The sequence below is a fragment of the Pseudomonas sp. Pdm06 genome, assembly GCF_014851795.1.
GTDB lineage: Bacteria > Pseudomonadota > Gammaproteobacteria > Pseudomonadales > Pseudomonadaceae > Aquipseudomonas > Aquipseudomonas fluorescens_AA.
In genome coordinates this window covers 37,858-54,277 of record NZ_JACVAH010000019.1, presented here as the reverse complement: position 1 = coordinate 54,277, position 16,420 = coordinate 37,858, and the positions used below count along the sequence as shown (strand labels likewise).

At 61.3% G+C, this 16,420-nt stretch carries 14 protein-coding genes, 1 tRNA gene, 1 pseudogene and 1 riboswitch; of the genes and pseudogenes, 15 read left to right on the top strand and 1 reads right to left on the bottom strand.

From position 1 onward, the window contains the following. Positions 1 to 97: 97 nt before the first annotated feature. Positions 98 to 487, bottom strand: coding sequence for a hypothetical protein (locus IB266_RS26140; protein ID WP_081015315.1), 390 nt, complete (start codon positions 485 to 487; stop codon positions 98 to 100). Positions 488 to 791: 304 nt separating this feature from the next. Further along, a riboswitch (guanidine-I (ykkC/yxkD leader) is annotated at positions 792 to 893 on the top strand. Between the two features lie 60 nt (positions 894 to 953). Here IB266_RS26140 and IB266_RS26135 point away from each other — a divergent pair. The 15 genes and pseudogenes from IB266_RS26135 to IB266_RS26065 all read left to right on the top strand — a co-directional run bounded on the left by IB266_RS26135 (position 954) and on the right by IB266_RS26065 (position 16,311). Beyond that, positions 954 to 2,021 (top strand): putative urea ABC transporter substrate-binding protein, encoded by a 1,068-nt coding sequence (locus IB266_RS26135; RefSeq protein ID WP_060738776.1) that lies wholly within the window; start codon positions 954 to 956, stop codon positions 2,019 to 2,021. A 15-nt stretch (positions 2,022 to 2,036) separates the two neighbouring features. Beyond that, a complete protein-coding gene (locus IB266_RS26130) occupies positions 2,037 to 2,852 on the top strand; it encodes an ABC transporter permease (protein ID WP_192263357.1) in 816 nt (271 codons plus the stop codon). After that, complete coding sequence (locus tag IB266_RS26125) at positions 2,849 to 3,637, top strand: ABC transporter ATP-binding protein (protein ID WP_192263355.1); 789 nt, start codon at positions 2,849 to 2,851, stop codon at positions 3,635 to 3,637. Before IB266_RS26130 ends, IB266_RS26125 begins: the two co-directional genes overlap by 4 nt. Before the next feature lie 13 nt (positions 3,638 to 3,650). After that, positions 3,651 to 4,376 carry an urea amidolyase associated protein UAAP1 gene (locus IB266_RS26120; protein WP_192263353.1) on the top strand — a complete coding sequence of 242 codons (726 nt, stop codon included), beginning with the start codon at positions 3,651 to 3,653 and terminating at the stop codon, positions 4,374 to 4,376. Between the two features lie 11 nt (positions 4,377 to 4,387). Then, positions 4,388 to 5,029, top strand: a complete 642-nt coding sequence (locus tag IB266_RS26115; protein WP_042732480.1) for an urea amidolyase associated protein UAAP2 — start codon at positions 4,388 to 4,390, stop codon at positions 5,027 to 5,029. A 286-nt stretch (positions 5,030 to 5,315) separates the two neighbouring features. Further along, a complete protein-coding gene (uca, locus tag IB266_RS26110) occupies positions 5,316 to 8,957 on the top strand; it encodes an urea carboxylase (RefSeq protein ID WP_192263351.1) in 3,642 nt (1,213 codons plus the stop codon). A gap of 22 nt (positions 8,958 to 8,979) precedes the next feature. Beyond that, on the top strand, positions 8,980 to 10,758 hold the full coding sequence (gene atzF, locus IB266_RS26105) for an allophanate hydrolase (protein ID WP_192263350.1): 1,779 nt from the start codon (positions 8,980 to 8,982) through the stop codon (positions 10,756 to 10,758). Positions 10,759 to 11,068: 310 nt separating this feature from the next. Continuing rightward, a pseudogene (locus IB266_RS26100) lies at positions 11,069 to 11,686 on the top strand (GGDEF domain-containing protein); the annotation flags it as partial. Further along, positions 11,679 to 11,897 (top strand): cysteine-rich CWC family protein, encoded by a 219-nt coding sequence (locus tag IB266_RS26095; RefSeq protein WP_192263348.1) that lies wholly within the window; start codon positions 11,679 to 11,681, stop codon positions 11,895 to 11,897. The pseudogene IB266_RS26100 and the gene IB266_RS26095, both read left to right, overlap by 8 nt. Before the next feature lie 35 nt (positions 11,898 to 11,932). Further along, on the top strand, positions 11,933 to 12,625 hold the full coding sequence (locus IB266_RS26090) for a pseudouridine synthase (RefSeq protein WP_192263347.1): 693 nt from the start codon (positions 11,933 to 11,935) through the stop codon (positions 12,623 to 12,625). A 311-nt stretch (positions 12,626 to 12,936) separates the two neighbouring features. Beyond that, positions 12,937 to 13,821, top strand: coding sequence for an alpha/beta fold hydrolase (locus IB266_RS26085; protein ID WP_092172582.1), 885 nt, complete (start codon positions 12,937 to 12,939; stop codon positions 13,819 to 13,821). A 159-nt stretch (positions 13,822 to 13,980) separates the two neighbouring features. Next, a tRNA-Gly gene (locus IB266_RS26080) sits at positions 13,981 to 14,054 on the top strand. A gap of 232 nt (positions 14,055 to 14,286) precedes the next feature. Further along, positions 14,287 to 14,754, top strand: a complete 468-nt coding sequence (locus IB266_RS26075; RefSeq protein WP_192263346.1) for a helix-turn-helix domain-containing protein — start codon at positions 14,287 to 14,289, stop codon at positions 14,752 to 14,754. Further along, entirely contained in the window at positions 14,751 to 15,221 is a 471-nt protein-coding gene (locus IB266_RS26070; RefSeq protein WP_192263344.1) for a PIN domain-containing protein, read from the top strand. Before IB266_RS26075 ends, IB266_RS26070 begins: the two co-directional genes overlap by 4 nt. Positions 15,222 to 16,011: 790 nt before the next feature. After that, positions 16,012 to 16,311 (top strand): DUF3077 domain-containing protein, encoded by a 300-nt coding sequence (locus IB266_RS26065; protein WP_092148664.1) that lies wholly within the window; start codon positions 16,012 to 16,014, stop codon positions 16,309 to 16,311. Positions 16,312 to 16,420: the final 109 nt, after the last annotated feature.

Genomic DNA, 16,420 nt, shown 5'->3' with positions numbered 1-16,420 from the left:
ATCGCGAGCAAGCTCGCTCCCACAAGAGCTATCCCATCGGTTTTATGACAGGTACAAAAAAGCGGCGCTATATGCGCCGCTTTCTGTTGCCCCGGGATCAGCGATGACCGCCCCTTCCGTCATGACCACCGCGTCCCCGATGATCACGCCCGCCTCGACCGCCTCGGTCGTCATTCCAACCGCCCCGGTCACGGCCGTCCCAGCCGCCCCGATTCGGATAAGACCGGTACGCCGCTCGCGGTGGCGAGTAGTAGCGTGGGCCTTGTTGGTAGTAACGCGGTGCCGAGTAATAGCGCGGCGCCGGTTGGTAATACCGCGGGGCGTAATAGCCACGCGGGGCCGAATAATAACTCCCGCCACCGTAATAGACCGGCGCCGGTGAGGTGTAGACCTCGGAACGGTAATAGCTCGAGTCTCCGTCGTAATAAGGCACGCAGGCCGAAAGAGTCAAACCGAGAAACGCAATGAGCAGCAGTCGTCGATACATGGCGGCCTCCTGGACCGCGGATGGGCCACATCAGCGACGCTGATGGGCGGCAGTCAACAGGGTGTGACTGACAACTACTCAGACAGCAAAATCGGAATCTGGTGCGACCTGGCAACAACTGGAAACATGTCCCTCGTCGCTCTTTTCCGGTGCGCGAGAGCACCACAAGCAAGCACAAATCCGCCCTCGATCCTCCTTCCCCAACACCTGCCCTCTCTGGCCCGGGGCTTTGCCGGAGTTGGCACGGCTCTCGCTTTAACAAACTCCGTGCAGGAGTCATCACAGGTTCGCGGCACCACAATTTGCAATGGCTGACTAGGGTTCCGGCTCGCTTCTGGCGAGTGGCTGGTCCGAGAGTTGGCGACCTCCAGTTGAGGTTACACGGCGGGACAAAAGCCCGGGAGACAAGCCACCGTTCGCGGTGCCGCGTTGCTCCTGTCCGCCCTTGATCAACTGGAGAACCACCATGCTCAAGCTTCGTCTGTCCGCCCTGCTCCTCGCCGCCCTCTCGGCCCTCGTGAGCTTTTCATCCGCCGCCGCACAAAAAGACCACTTCAGCGTCTGCTGGACCATTTACGCCGGCTGGATGCCCTGGGAATACGCCGGCAGCCAGGGCATCGTCGACAAATGGGCGAAAAAATACGGCATCAAGATCGATGTCGTGCAGCTCAACGATTACGTCGAATCCATCAACCAGTACACCGCCGGTCAGTTCGATGGCTGCACCATGACCAACATGGACGCCCTGACCATTCCCGCTGCCGGTGGCGTGGACAGCACCGCGCTGATCGTCAGCGATTTCTCTAACGGCAACGACGGCATCGTCCTCAAGGGCGAGGGCAAGAAAGTGGCCGACCTCAAGGGCATGGACGTCAACCTGGTGGAACTGTCGGTGTCCCATTACCTGCTGGCCCGCGCCCTGGATTCCGTCGGCCTCGCCGAAAAAGACCTGAAAGTCGTCAACACCTCCGACGCCGACATCTCCGCCGCGTTCAACACCGATCAGGTCAAGGCCGTCACCACCTGGAACCCGATGCTCTCGGACATCAAGGCCCAGCCCGGCGTAAGCGAAGTGTTCAATTCCAGCCAGGTTCCCGGCGAGATCATGGACATGATGGTGGTCAACACCCAGACCTTGCAGGACAACCCGGCCCTGGGCAAAGCGTTGACCGGCGCCTGGTTTGAAGTGGTGGCGCTGATGAATGCGAAAAACCCAGCCAGCCAGGCAGCGTTGGAACACATGGCCAAAGCCTCGGGCACCGACCTCAAAGGTTTCCAGGCGCAACTGGACACCACCAAGTTGTTCGCCACGCCCACAGAAGCGCTCAACTTCGCCACCAGCGAACAACTGCCCGCCACCATGGGCAAGGTCGCCGAGTTCTCGTTCCAGCACGGTTTGTTGGGCGAAGGCGCCAAGGACACGAACGCGGTGGGCATGGCGTTCGCCAATGGCGTGACCCGCGGCGACAAGGCCAACCTCAAGCTGCGCTTTGACCCGACCTACGTACAGCTGGCCGCCGACGCCAAGCTGTAACCCGGAGGACCTGGCATGCGCCTGATCAACCGCTACCCGGATCGTCCCAGCCGCTTGTTGCTGGTGATCCTGCCCTTCGCGCTGGTGTTGTTCGCCTACTTCATGGGCTCGGCCGAACGGTTGACGGACAACCCCAACGACAAACTGCTGCCCAGCGCCGTGCAAATGACCGATGCGGTCAAGCGCCTGGCCTTCACCGCTGACGCCCGCAGCGGCGAGTACCTGCTCTGGCAAGACACCGCCTCAAGCCTGCGCCGGTTGGCCATCGGCCTGGGCATCAGTGCCCTGGCCGGGCTGTGCCTGGGCATCGCCGCTGGCACGTTGCCGCTGTTGGGCGCGCCGTTATCGCCGCTGCTCACCGTGGTGTCGATGGTGCCGCCGCTGGCTATCCTGCCGATCCTGTTCATCGTCTTCGGCCTGGGAGAATTGTCGAAAGTGATGCTGATCGTCATCGGCATCACACCGTGCCTGGCCCGGGACCTGGAACAGCGCGCCCGGGAAATTCCGCCCGAGCTGCTAATCAAGGCCCAGACCCTCGGCGCTTCGACCTGGACCCTGATGCTGCGGGTGGTGCTGCCGCAATTGCTGCCGCGCTTGTTGATTTCCCTGCGACTGATGCTCGGTTCGGCCTGGCTGTTTCTGATCGCCGCCGAAGCCATCGCCTCCACCGATGGGCTGGGCTATCGGATTTTCCTGGTACGCCGTTACCTGGCGATGGACGTGATCTTGCCGTACGTGGTGTGGATCACCCTGCTCGCCTGGCTGATGGACTGGGGCCTCAAGCGCCTGACCCGGCAAGCGTTCCCCTGGTATGAGGGGGCGAAGGCATGAGTTTCATTACCGTGAACAATGTCTGGCAACAGTACGGCGACCAGGTGGTGCTCGAGCGCTTGAACCTGAGCGTCGCCGAGGGCGAGTTCTGCACCTTGGTGGGGGCGTCGGGTTGCGGCAAGTCGACCTTCCTGCGCTTGCTGCTGGGCCAGGAGCGCGCCAGTCGTGGACAGATTCTCCTGGATGGCGAGCCCTTGGCCGGCGAACCGGATGCCAGCCGGGGCGTGGTGTTCCAGCATTACTCGGTGTTCCCGCACCTGACCGTGCTGGACAACGTCGCCCTGGGCCTGGAGTTGCCGCGCTCGCCGCTGCTGGGCCGTCTGTTCGGCAGCGCCAAACGCCAGGCCCGGGAAGAAGCCGCACACTTGCTGGACAAGGTCGGACTCGGCCATGCGCAGGATAAATACCCGGCGCAACTGTCCGGGGGCATGCAGCAGCGACTGGCCATCGCCCAGGCACTGATCATGAAGCCCCGGGTCCTGTTGCTGGACGAACCCTTCGGCGCCCTCGACCCGGGCATTCGCAAAGACATGCACGCCTTGTTGCTGGAGTTGTGGCGCGAAACCCGGCTGACCGTGTTCATGGTCACCCATGACCTGTCCGAAGGTTTCAGCCTCGGCACGCGCCTGCTGGTGTTCGACAAAGTCCGTGTCGATCCCCACGCCCCTGGCGCCTACGGCGCCCGCATCACCTACGACATTCCATTGAACAGCGACCGCCGCACCGCCCGTGCCGCCGTCGACGCCCTGCCCGCCGAACTGGCCGGCACATTGCGTATCGCTTGAAAGGAGTTTTTCCATGCCCGACTCGACCCGCTTGTTTACCCCCTTCGCCGAAGAACTGCTGCCCGGTGGCGGCCACCGTTCTTTCGTACTCAAGCGCGGCCAACTGCTGCGCCTGACCGACCTGCGCGGCGGGGCCAACGTGAGCCTCACGCTGCTCAATGCCAACGAGAAAACCGAACGCCTGAACCTGCCCGACAGCCTCAAATGCCAACACACCGCCAAAATCACCGCCGGCCATTGCCTGTACTCGGACATGGGCCGGGTACTCGCCGCCATCACCGCCGACACCTGCGGCTGGAGCGACAGCCTGGGCGGCGTGCTCTGCGCCGAGGAAGTCGCACAAAAATACGGTCAGGGTCGCTACCAGGAACTGCGCAACGGCTTCTTTCGCAACGGCACCGACAACCTGTTGGTGGAACTGGGCAAATGGGGCCTGGGCCTGTCCGACCTGCTGATGACCCTCAACCTGTTCAGCCGGGTCGATGTCGATGAGGCGGGAAATTTTCACTTCGTCGAGGGCAACTCCCTGACTGGCGACTACATCGAGCTGTACGCGCCAATGGACACCCTGGTGGTGCTGACCGCACTGCAACATCCGATGGACCCGAACCCGCAATACGCCCCGCAACCGCTCAAGCTCAGCTGGATGAATGCCGACGCCAGCATCGCCGAGCACTGCCGTCTTTCGCGCCCGGAAAACCAGCGCGGCTTCATCAACACCGACCGCCTGTTCGCCTGAGGATCGCTGCCATGTCACTCGCCATCGCCACCGCACACAAGCAACCCGACACCGCTGTCTACCGTGCCACGATTCCCGCCGGGGAACCCTGGCTGGTGGAGGTCAAGGCGGGCCAGACCCTGCGCATCCTCGACCTCGAAGGCAACCAGGCGGTCGATACGCTGTTCTACAGCCTGGCCAACCCCAAGGAACGCTACGACGTGCAACGCACCCTGCGCCGGCAAAACAGCGTTTATTTGAGCACCGGCAGCGTGCTCTATTCGAACCTCGGCCACCCGATGCTGACCATCGTCGAAGACACTTGCGGGCGCCACGACACCCTCGGCGGCGCCTGCGCCCAGGAAAGCAACACCGTGCGCTACGCCCTGGAAAAACGCTACATGCACAGCTGCCGTGACAACTACCTGCGGGCCTGCGCCCACGATGGTCGCCTGGGCAAGGGCGATATCGGGCCGAACATCAACTTCTTCATGAACGTGCCGGTCACCGCCGACGGCGGCCTGACCTTCGAAGACGGGATCTCGGCGCCAGGCAAATACGTCGACCTGCGGGCCGAGATGGACGTGATCGTGTTGATCTCCAACTGCCCGCAACTGAATAACCCCTGCAACGCCTACAACCCCACGCCAGCGGAGCTTTTGATATGGAACTGAAACTCACCCGCCTGCGTCGCTGGCTGTTCACGTTGTGCCAGAGCCGATCGGGGCAGTGCATCAAATAACGCCCTGATCCCCTGTGGGAGCGAGCTTGCTCGCGATAGCGATCTGTCAGTCACATTGATGTTGGATGTACCACCGCTATCGCGAGCAAGCTCGCTCCCACAAGGGGCGCAGTGATGTTTGAAGGTTTGCCACCTGGGACGACCCCGGTGGCCATCGACAACTGCGGGACGGCCCGCATCCCAGTTCAGGCAGCGCTCATGCCTGAGGGGGCAATGCTATGTTCGAAAAAATCCTGATTGCCAACCGTGGCGCCATCGCTTGCCGCATCCTGCGGACCCTGGGCGAGCTGAAGGTCCACGGCGTGGCGGTGTATTCCCAAGCCGATGCCGCCAGCCTGCATATCTTGCAGGCCAACGAAGCCCACAGCCTGGGCGAAGGCGCGGCGGCCAATACGTATCTGGCGGTGGACAAGCTCCTGGCGATTGCCAAAAGCAGCGGCGCGACGGCGATTCATCCCGGCTACGGCTTTCTCTCGGAAAACGCAGCCTTCGCCGAAGCCTGCGAAGCGGCCGGTGTCGCCTTCATTGGTCCGACGCCACAACAACTGCGCGTGTTCGGTCTCAAGCACACCGCCCGCGACCTGGCGCGGCAACACGGCGTGCCCCTGCTCGAAGGCACCGAACTGCTCGACAGTCTCGACGCCGCACTGTTGGCCGGCACCCGGATTGGCTATCCGGTGATGCTCAAAAGCACGGCTGGCGGCGGCGGCATCGGCATGCGCGTGTGTCGCAGCGCCGCCGAGCTGAGCGAATCCTTCGAAGCGGTCAAGCGCCTGGGCCAGAACAACTTCAGCGACGCCGGGGTATTCATCGAGAAATACATCGAGAAGGCCCGGCACCTGGAAGTGCAGGTGTTCGGCGACGGCCAGGGCCAGGTGATCGCCCTGGGCGTGCGCGATTGCTCGGTGCAACGGCGCAACCAGAAAGTCCTCGAGGAAACCCCGGCCCCCAACCTGCCCGAGGGCATGGCCGACGCACTCTGCGCAGCGGCGATCCAACTGGCCCAGGCCGTGAACTACCGCAGCGCCGGCACCGTGGAATTCGTGTTCGACAGCGACGCCGGGCGCTTCTATTTCCTGGAAGTGAACACCCGCCTGCAAGTGGAGCACGGTGTCACCGAACAGGTGTGGGGCGTGGATCTGGTGCGCTGGATGGTGCAACTGGCTGCCGGAGACCTGCCACCACTGAACGAGTTGAGCGAGGGTTTAAAAGCCGAGGGCCACGCGATCCAGGCTCGCTTGTATGCCGAGGATCCAGGCCGGGACTTCCAGCCAAGCCCGGGGCTGCTGACCGCCGTGAAATTCCCCGAGGCCGACGGCAAACAGTTGCGCATCGACACCTGGGTCGAGGCCGGGTGCCAGATCCCGCCCTATTTCGACCCGATGATCGCCAAGGTCATTCGCTGGGCGCCAACCCGCGAGCAGGCCCGCCTGGGCTTGCACCAAGCGCTGGACGAAAGCCTGCTGTACGGCGTCGAAACCAACCGCGCCTACCTGCAACAGATTCTCCTCGATGCACCGTTTGCCAACGGCCAGCCCTGGACCCGCTGCCTGGACGCGTTGGTCTATCGCGCCCACACCGTTGAAGTACTCAGCCCCGGCACCCAGACCAGCGTCCAGGACTATCCCGGCCGCCTCGGTTACTGGGCGGTGGGGGTGCCGCCGTCAGGACCGATGGACAGCCGTTCGTTGCGCCTGGGCAATCGCCTGCTGGGCAATGAAGAAGGTGCGGCGGCATTGGAAATCACCATGAACGGGCCGCTGCTGCGTTTCAACTGCGATGCCCGGGTGGCGGTGACCGGTGCGGTGATTGCCCTCACGCTCGACGGTGAAACCGTGCCGATGAACACGCCGTTGTCGATCGCTGCCGGCGCCACTCTCGCCATCGGCAACATTTCCGGTGCCGGGGCGCGCAGCTACCTGTGCCTGCAGGGTGGCGTACAAGTGCCGGATTACCTGGGCAGCAAAAGCACCTTCACCCTCGGTCAGTTCGGCGGCCATGGCGGACGAGCGTTGTGCACCGGCGACGTGTTGCACCTGAGGCCACTGGATGAGCACACGACGCTGCCGCCAACGAGCGCGCCGATTCTGGAACTGCCGAGCGTGCGCCAGATCCGCGTGATCTACGGCCCTCACGGTGCGCCCGAATATTTCACCGAGCGCTATATTCAGACATTCTTCGACACCGCCTGGGAAGTGCACTTCAACTCCAGCCGCACCGGCGTCCGACTGATCGGGCCGAAACCTGAATGGGTACGCGCCGACGGTGGCGAGGCCGGGCTGCATCCTTCCAACATCCATGACAACCCCTACGCCATCGGCGCCGTGGACTTCACCGGCGACATGCCCGTCATCCTCGGCCCCGACGGACCGAGCCTGGGCGGTTTTGTCTGTCCGGTGACGGTGATCGAAGCGGATCTCTGGCAGTTGGGGCAGCTCAAGGCCGGGGACAAGGTGCGATTCGTGCCGGTGGACCTGAAGACCGCCCGCTCACTTGCCTTGGAATACGCTACCTGTGGGAGCGGGCTTGCTCGCGAAAGCGGTCTGCCTGATACATCAATGCTGAATGTGCCATCGCTTTCGCGAGCAAGCTCGCTCCCACAGGGGATGGAGTCGCCTGTGGTGTTGGATATCGGGCATGACGATACCCGCCTGGTTGCTCGCCTGGCCGGCGACACTCATCTGCTGCTGGAAATCGGCGCCCCCGAACTGGACCTGGTGCTGCGCTTTCGCGCCCACGCCTTGATGCAGGCTTTGGAACACAAACAATTGCACGGTGTGATCGACCTGACGCCAGGCATTCGCTCGCTGCAAGTGCACTATCAACCCGAACAACTGCCCTTGGCCGATCTACTGAGCATCGTCGCTGGTGAGTGGGACGCCGTGTGCGCCGCGCAGGATCTGCAAGTGCCGTCGCGCATCGTCCACCTGCCGCTGTCCTGGGATGATCCGGCCTGTCAGCTGGCCATCGAAAAATACATGACCACGGTGCGCAAGGACGCGCCCTGGTGCCCGAGCAACCTGGAGTTCATTCGACGCATCAACGACCTGCCCAACCTCGACGAGGTGCAACGCACGGTGTTTGACGCCAGCTACCTGGTGATGGGCCTGGGAGACGTCTACCTCGGCGCACCGGTCGCCACGCCACTGGACCCACGCCATCGACTGGTGACCACCAAATACAACCCGGCCCGGACCTGGACCGCGGAAAACTCGGTGGGCATCGGCGGCGCCTACATGTGCGTGTATGGCATGGAAGGGCCTGGCGGCTATCAGTTCGTCGGGCGCACATTGCAGATGTGGAATCGTTATCGGGAGGTCGCCGCATTCGACGGCAAATCCTGGTTGCTGCGGTTCTTCGATCAGATCCGTTTCTACCCGGTCAGCGCCGATGAGTTGCTGCACATCCGCCGCGAATTCCCCCTGGGCCGCTTCGACCTGAAGATCGAGCACAGCCAGCTCAACCTCGCCGACTACCAGCGTTTCCTGGCACAGGAAGCCGACAGCATCGCCGCGTTCCGACAACAGCAACAAGGTGCCTTCGATGCCGAGCGCGAGCGTTGGATCGCCAGTGGCCAGGCACACTTCGACAGTGAAGAACCGGCCATCGCGCCAAGTGAAGATGCGCAACTGACTGACGGTCAACTGAGCGTCGACAGCCACATCGCTGGCAACCTCTGGCAAGTGCAGGTCGACGTGGGCACGCGGGTGGCCGCGGGTGATGTGCTGGTCATCCTGGAGTCGATGAAGATGGAAATCCCGCTGCTTGCGCCCTCGGCCGGCGTGGTGCGCGAGGTGCGCGTCCAGGCCGGTTCGGCGGTGCGCGCCGGACAGCGCGTCGTGGTGCTGGAACGTGACTGAACTCAATCAAAGGATTAACACCATGAACCTTTCGCTTCGCTTGGACGACCTGCGCAATGCCTATCGCAGCGGCGAACTGACGCCTCGGAAATTGCTGTGGGACCTACGGGAAAAAGCCGCGGCGCTGAACCCGGACTATCACCTGTTTATCCACCTGCTGACGGTCGAGGAACTGGAGCCCTACCTGGCCGCATTGGAAGGCCGCGACCTGGAGAGCCTGCCGCTGTATGGCGTACCTTTTGCCATCAAGGACAACATCGACCTGGCCGGCATTCCGACCACGGCAGCCTGCCCGGCGTTTGCCTATGTGCCGCCTCGCTCGGCGACCATTGTCGAGCAGTTGCTGGCACTGGGCGCGATCCCCCTGGGCAAGACCAACCTCGACCAGTTCGCCACCGGGCTCAATGGCACCCGCTCGCCCTACGGCGCCTGCCGCAACAGCGTGTTGCCCGACTATCCGGCAGGCGGTTCGAGCGCCGGCTCGTCGCTGGCCGTGGCCCTGGGCGTGGCAAGTTTTGCCTTGGGCACCGATACCGCCGGCTCCGGTCGGGTGCCCGCCGCGCTGAACAACCTGGTGGGATTGAAAGCCACCCTGGGATTGATCTCCACGGCGGGCGTGGTCCCGGCCTGTCGCACGCTGGACTGCGTCACGACCTTCACGGCGACGGCCAAGGAAGCCAGCCAGCTATTGGCGCTGACGGCCCGTCCAGACCCTCGTGACGACTACAGCCGCCACAACCCGCAATGGAACGACGGCTCTGCGTTCGGCGCGCCTCGGCGCTTTCGTTTCGGTGTGCCGCGCCAGCAAGACCTGGCGTTTTTCGGCTGTCCTGAAGGTCCGCAACTGTTTCTGGATGCCATCGAGCGACTCGAACGTCTGGGCGGCGAAGCCGTGGAACTGGACCTGTCGCCGTTCCTGGAAGCCGCACGGCTACTTTATGAAGGCCCGTGGGTGGCCGAACGCTACAGCGTTGCCGGCCCATTGATGGAGCGCGAGCCCGACGCCGTACTGCCCGTCATCCGTGCCGTATTGGCGAAAGCGCCTACTGTAGATGGCGTACAAACCTTCCGCGCCCGCTACCGTTTGCAAGCGCTCAAAGCCCAATGCGACCGGGCCATGGACGCGCTTGATTGCGTACTCACACCGACCATTGGCCGGCCAGTGACCCTCGCCGAACTGGCCGCCGAACCGGTGCTACGCAACTCGGAACTGGGTTACTACACCAATTTCATGAACCTGCTGGACTACGCCGCAGTCGCTGTGCCCAGCGCGTTCATGACCAACGGCTTGCCCTGGGGTGTGACGCTGTTCGGTCGAGCCTTCACCGATCAATACCTCTTGAGCCTGGCCGATGCCTTGCAGCGTCAACAGGACAAGACCTTGCCCGTGCCCGCCCACCCGGCGCGCCACGACCGGGCGCGGCTGGTCGTGTGCGGCGCACATCTGGACGGGTTGGCGCTGAACTGGCAGCTCAAGCAACGCGGTGCCCGGCTGATCGAGGCCACCCAAAGCTCGCCGGACTACCGCCTCCATGCCTTGGCCGGCGGCCCACCCTTGCGACCCGGCATGGTTCGGGTTCGTGACGGCGGTGTGGCGATCGAGGTCGAAGTCTGGGAGCTGCCGAGCAGTGAACTGGGCTCGTTCCTGACGGGCATTCCCGCACCGTTGGGGCTGGGCAAGGTGCAACTGGCCGATGGGCGCTGGGAGAGCGGATTCATCTGTGATTCGTATGGTTTGGAGGGCGCTCAGGACATCAGCCACCTGGGGGGATGGCGGGCTTATTTACAGAGTCTGAAATAGCGTTGATGGGTGGCGAGGGAGCTTGCTCCCGCTCGGCTGCGAAGCAGACGCTTTCGGGGCCGCTTCTCGGCCCAGCGGGAGCAAGCTCCCTCGCCACGCTCCTACAAACCTGCAAATTCGACTGTCTTTTCCCACAAGGCCACTAAACTGACTCCATTGGGTCCTAGCCAAGGGAATCGCCATGTCGCTTCGTTCGCCGTTGTATTCCCAGCGCAAGCCGCTGCTGGTCGTGGTGGCGTTGCTTGGTACAAGCTTCCTGATCATTTCATTGTTGGGCTATTACGCAGCCCATACCTCGATACGCGATCACATTCTCAAAACGCTGTACCTGAACCTGCTGGTCGGCGTACTCGTGACGCTGGCCGTCCTGGCCATTCTTTATCGGCTGATCAACGACTACCAGCAACGCATCGACGCCCAGGCCACCCTCGACGGCCTGACCGAATTGCCAAACCGCCGTGGCTTCGACCTGCTGGCCGTGCAAGCCCTGCACGAAGCCCAGCGCGAGCCCAGACCCTTGACGGCACTGCTGGTGGAACTGGACGACTTCAAGCGGCTGGACACCACTCACGGTCATATCGCCACCGATCAACTGTTGACCGGGTTTGCCCGCAGCCTGACTGAAAGCCTGCGGCATTCGGACATCGTCTGTCGCTGGAGCGCCGAAGCCTTTGTCGTCCTGCTCAAGGACACCGACGGACAGACCGGTCTGAAAATCGCGGAGAAAATTCGTCAGCACATCGAAAAGCAGCGCTATTTCTGCAGTGGTAAACAATTGCTGGTCACCGTCAGCCTCGGCCTCACCACCTTGCAGGACGAAGACACCTTGCACAGCTTGCTGTCGCGGACCGATCATGCGTTGCAACGCGCCCGGCAGACCGGGTGCAACCGAACCTGCGTGGACATGCCTCACTCCAGTTATGAATAAACCCGACCTTTGCCCGGCCTGCGGCGGCACCAACGACTGCACCCTGGCCGATCCACGAACCGCCGACCGGGCCTGCTGGTGTTATGGCGTGAGCATCGACCCGGCGGTGCTTGAAGCATTGCCGGCCGAACTGCGCGATCAGTCCTGCCTGTGCCCACGCTGCGCCCAGGTTCAAGCCCAGTTGGGCGCCAAACCCCAGCCGATCGCGTAAGATGCCCACCCTCCGCTGCCCTGCCTGAACTGCCCATGCGCGTCGACCGTTTCCTCAGCAATCTGCCGCGATTCAATCGCCAACAAGTGCGCCTGTTGCTGGTGGAGCGCCGGGTGCGAATCGACGGCCAGACCGTCAACGATCCCCATGCACCGGTACGAGAATTCAGTCGCGTCGAAGTCGACGACGAAGTGCTGCAAGCCGGCCGACCGGCGCGCTACTTCATGCTGCACAAGCCGGCCGGCTGCGTCAGTGCCACTCGCGATCCGCAACACCCCACCGTCCTCGACTGGCTGGACGAACCGGACAAGGACGACCTGCACATCGCCGGGCGCCTGGATTTCAACACCACCGGGCTGATGTTGATCACCAATGACGGCAGCTGGTCGCGGCGCCTGACCCAACCGCAGACCAAGCTGCCCAAGGTCTACTACGTCGAAACCGAGCGAACCATCACCGCCGAATACGCCGACACCTTCGCCCGAGGCCTGTATTTCGCCTTCGAAGACCTCACCACCCAGCCGGCAGAACTGACGCTGCTGGGGGAAAAATCGGCGCGCTTAAGCATCGTTGAAGGGCGCTACCACCAGGTCAAACGCATGTTCGGCCACTTCAACAACAAGGTGCTGCGCCTGCACCGCGAGCGCATGGGCCCACTGACGTTGGACGGCCATCTCGAACCGGGCCAATACCGCGCCTTGAGCCCTGAGGAAGTCCAGCTCATCTGATCCCGCTACCGCTCGGCAGAAGTGTCGAACAATTTTCCGACAGGTACTTGCGCAACGGTCGCCCCCCTGCTTGAATCAAACCGTCGGCCGAAATGTGACCGATGAGTCACCACATACTTCCAAGAAACTTTTTGCCGGCGGGAACCCTCAGGTTCCGCCTTGTCCGTCCGGCAAACTGCCCGCCTATAACAACACCCGTCGACCGTCTTCCTTGGATCGACATGGGCCTTATCTTCCAGGCGTATGCCTACCTGTCACATTGCCCGTGCAATCTCATTGCGCGCATACCCGCTTGCCAGGAGTCTTATGACATGAGGCCAGAAATCGCTGTGCTGGATATACAGGGTCAGTATCGGGTTTACACGGAGTTCTATCGCGCAGACGCCGCACAAAAGACCATCATCCTGGTCAACGGCTCAATGGCCACCACTGCGTCGTTTGCACAGACCGCCAAAAACCTCTACCCGCAATTCAATGTCGTGCTGTACGACCAACCCTACGCGGGCAAGTCCAAGGCTCACAATCGCCACGAGAAAATGCTGACGAAGGAGATCGAAGGGCAGATCCTCCTGGAGCTGATCGATCACTTCGCCGCCGAGCACGTGCTGTCGTTTTCCTGGGGCGGCGCCGCCACGCTGAGCGCCCTGGCCCATCGACCAAGGCGCATCGAAAAAGCGGTGATCAGCTCGTTCTCACCGGTGCTCAACGCGCCGATGCGCGACTACCTGGAACGCGGCGTGGATTACCTGGGCAGCCTGGACGGCGACCGTGTCGGGCACTTGGTCAACAGCACCATCGGCAAGCATCTGCCGCCGTTGTTCAAGCGCTTCAACTATCGCCACGTCAGCAGCCTGGCCGAGCATGAGTACGGGCAGATGCACTTCCACATCACCGACGTGCTCCACAGCGACCAGCAGTGCTACGTCAACGCGGCCAGGAAAATCAACGTGCCGGTACTGTTCCTGAACGGCGAATGGGACGAATACACCTCGGCCGTCGACGCCAGGCTGTTCGCCAACCACGTCGAGCACAGCACCTTCAGCACGCTGCAAGCCACCGGGCACTTCCTGGACATGGAACACAAAGCCGCCTGCCGCGACAGCCGCAACGCCTTGTTGGGTTTCCTCACACCGGAACACCACGAAAGCCGACCGCGCTACAGCTACGTGCAGGACTACCATGCACTGGCTATCTGAAACCGAGTCCTGGCGAGCAAGCCCCTTCCCCCATCAGCACAGGGGCTTGCCCGCCAACGACCGCTCTGGTTTGAGCCTTGCGTAGACGAGTAACCTCGCCGCACGTAAAGAAAAACTTCAAATTCGTGGCCACATCTGGTACAAAGTCAGCCGCTCTGAGCGGGTGTCGTATAATGGCATTACTCCAGCTTCCCAAGCTGATAACGAGGGTTCGATTCCCTTCACCCGCTCCAATCGAATTTTTTCCCACGTTGGTATCGACGGGGGATGCAGGAAAAGAAAAACCGGCCTTGATGGCCGGTTTTTTTATGTCCGGGATTTGACTTAAAAAACGCCTCCAAGCATGTCATAACCTCAAAGCCATTTCGTTTATTGCGTTTTTCGTTTATTTCGAATAAAAAGCATGCATGCGGTTACCCATGCGCAGCCGCACCTAAAGCAAATAAACGATTTATGGAGATAGCCATGACTACCGCCGACCTCACCCGCGCCGTACTACCTGATGAAAGGGAGATTGCTGCGGCCGTGGAGTCAAGCCGTCAGATAGCCGCCTTCCTCTCAGCCAAGCAGGAAACCCAACGAATTGAATTGGTTGACGGAGATCAACAACGGCAAGTCGTAGAGCTACCCACGTATGCAATTCGCCTACTCGGTGAAATTCTCAGCGAGCTTGCGTTGGGCAACACCGTCAAAGTTGTTCCAATTCATGCAGAGCTGACCACCCAGGAAGGGGCCGATCTGCTCAACGTTTCGAGGCCTCACCTGGTCAAGCTGCTTGATGAGGGAGTGATGCCGCACACCAAAACGGGCCGTCATCGTCGAATCAAGTTTGCTGACTTGATGGAATACAAAAACCGACGTGAACAGGACAGTCACGCGATTCTGGATGAGCTAGCCGCTCAGGCGCAGGAGCTGGGGATGGGGTACGAATGAGGCATTCACCTTACACGGCAGTTTATGACGCGAATGTTCTCTACCCTGCACCCTTGCGTGATTTTTTGATGCGTCTTGCACTGACCGGTGCGTATCGCGCGCGCTGGTCAGCGCAGATCCACGATGAATGGAAGCGCAATCTATTGATGAAGCGGCCAGATCTCACGGTCGATCAAGTAAACCGCACTTCAGCGCTCATGGATCGGGCCATCCCGGATGCCCCCTTCAACCTCAAGGATTTTCCTCAAGCTGCTTTGGACTCTTGGGGAATCGAGGCTTTACACCCGGACGAATTCATCGTCGACCTGTGGGACCTGGATCAGGCAGCCGTTGTTGAGGCGGCGCAACGGCAACGCGCGTCCTTAAAGAATCCGCCACATACTGTCCGGGAATATCTCGACAAGCTTTTGCAACAGAAGCTACCCGAGACAGTGAAACTGCTCAGCCATTTTGAGTATGTGCTTTAGCCGGTCGCTGTATTCGAGAAAAAGTCACTGAGCTGAAAATTTCTCCCTCGCTTCATTCCAAGCAACGAAACGATGATTCGCCCCACACCCTCGACGTCATCGAGAAAGCGCCCTACTGCAAGCCCGAATACGCCTCGAGCCGGCTACCGCCACGGCATCGCCGAAAAAAGGTATCTCAGCGATAGAGCATCAAACGTGCTTAGCGACAAAAGCGACGACGACAAATACGCTGTAATGAGAAAAATGAGTCCCGTGGCGAGGGAGCTTGCTCCCGCTTGAGTGCGAAGCGCTCACGAGAGGGGGCTGCTACGCAGCCCAGCGGGAGCAAGCTCCCTCGCCACATATCGCATGCCCCCGGGAGATTTGTAGGCAGAATCCGAAAATTGCGTAGGGGGTGCGCTTACTTTACTTTTCGGCGAGTTTTCGCCTTGTTGCCCTTGCCCTTCGATGGCTACTCTCCCAGACGTCGCTGCAAATTCAGCGACCGGGCCTAGGAACCCGTTGAATTCAAGGCGCACAGCGCCCCATGAAAATTGCAGGCGCTTTTTGTGTTTGCGATGATGTTTTATGGCGGCTGTGCGTGGGACACCCTCGGGTGTGCCGGGTGCCTTGATTCCCGGTTCCTAGCCCACGTACGGCCGCCACCCGAATCTAGGAAAGGATGGCGGCGGTTTCTCAAGTCAAGGAGTGAAACTATGCGAAACGTAATTCCATCCTTTTTCCGCGCTTACCAAACCAAGCTTCGGCTTCGGCTTCGAGCCAACGACCTTCCGATCAACGGAGGCAGGCCATGAACGAAAACACTGAGCTAAAAACCATCGGCTACACCCCCTTCAACTATTCCGCTGATCGAGCACTGTTCCGTGTCAACGGCGGCGTCCCCATCCAAGAGGCATTGGAACGGGCATCGGACCTTTTGCATCTGGCTCACCGGCTCGCCGAAGACGCGGCGTTTGAGAAGAGCACCGACCGCTACGCCTGGGCTGCGCATTTTTTGTTGGAGATGAGCAAGGCGGTGATCGATGACGTTGTGAAAGTCATTACGCCTAGATCGGAAGTTGAAGTTAGAAAAAAAGCCGAGAAACAATAGATAGACCGTACGTTTGAGAATGGGAGCCGCAAGCCCCCCACCTAACGACAAAACAAAAAGCCTCGGCGTTTTTCGCAACGGGGCTTTTTGTGTCTTGGCTGCCTACTTG

Coding starts and splice junctions, on each gene's coding strand:
- IB266_RS26140 (WP_081015315.1), bottom strand. CDS start 487: ATGTATCGACGACTGCTGCTCATTGCGTTTCTCGGTTTGACTCTTTCG.
- IB266_RS26135 (WP_060738776.1), top strand. CDS start 954: ATGCTCAAGCTTCGTCTGTCCGCCCTGCTCCTCGCCGCCCTCTCGGCC.
- IB266_RS26130 (WP_192263357.1), top strand. CDS start 2,037: ATGCGCCTGATCAACCGCTACCCGGATCGTCCCAGCCGCTTGTTGCTG.
- IB266_RS26125 (WP_192263355.1), top strand. CDS start 2,849: ATGAGTTTCATTACCGTGAACAATGTCTGGCAACAGTACGGCGACCAG.
- IB266_RS26120 (WP_192263353.1), top strand. CDS start 3,651: ATGCCCGACTCGACCCGCTTGTTTACCCCCTTCGCCGAAGAACTGCTG.
- IB266_RS26115 (WP_042732480.1), top strand. CDS start 4,388: ATGTCACTCGCCATCGCCACCGCACACAAGCAACCCGACACCGCTGTC.
- uca (WP_192263351.1), top strand. CDS start 5,316: ATGTTCGAAAAAATCCTGATTGCCAACCGTGGCGCCATCGCTTGCCGC.
- atzF (WP_192263350.1), top strand. CDS start 8,980: ATGAACCTTTCGCTTCGCTTGGACGACCTGCGCAATGCCTATCGCAGC.
- IB266_RS26095 (WP_192263348.1), top strand. CDS start 11,679: ATGAATAAACCCGACCTTTGCCCGGCCTGCGGCGGCACCAACGACTGC.
- IB266_RS26090 (WP_192263347.1), top strand. CDS start 11,933: ATGCGCGTCGACCGTTTCCTCAGCAATCTGCCGCGATTCAATCGCCAA.
- IB266_RS26085 (WP_092172582.1), top strand. CDS start 12,937: ATGAGGCCAGAAATCGCTGTGCTGGATATACAGGGTCAGTATCGGGTT.
- IB266_RS26075 (WP_192263346.1), top strand. CDS start 14,287: ATGACTACCGCCGACCTCACCCGCGCCGTACTACCTGATGAAAGGGAG.
- IB266_RS26070 (WP_192263344.1), top strand. CDS start 14,751: ATGAGGCATTCACCTTACACGGCAGTTTATGACGCGAATGTTCTCTAC.
- IB266_RS26065 (WP_092148664.1), top strand. CDS start 16,012: ATGAACGAAAACACTGAGCTAAAAACCATCGGCTACACCCCCTTCAAC.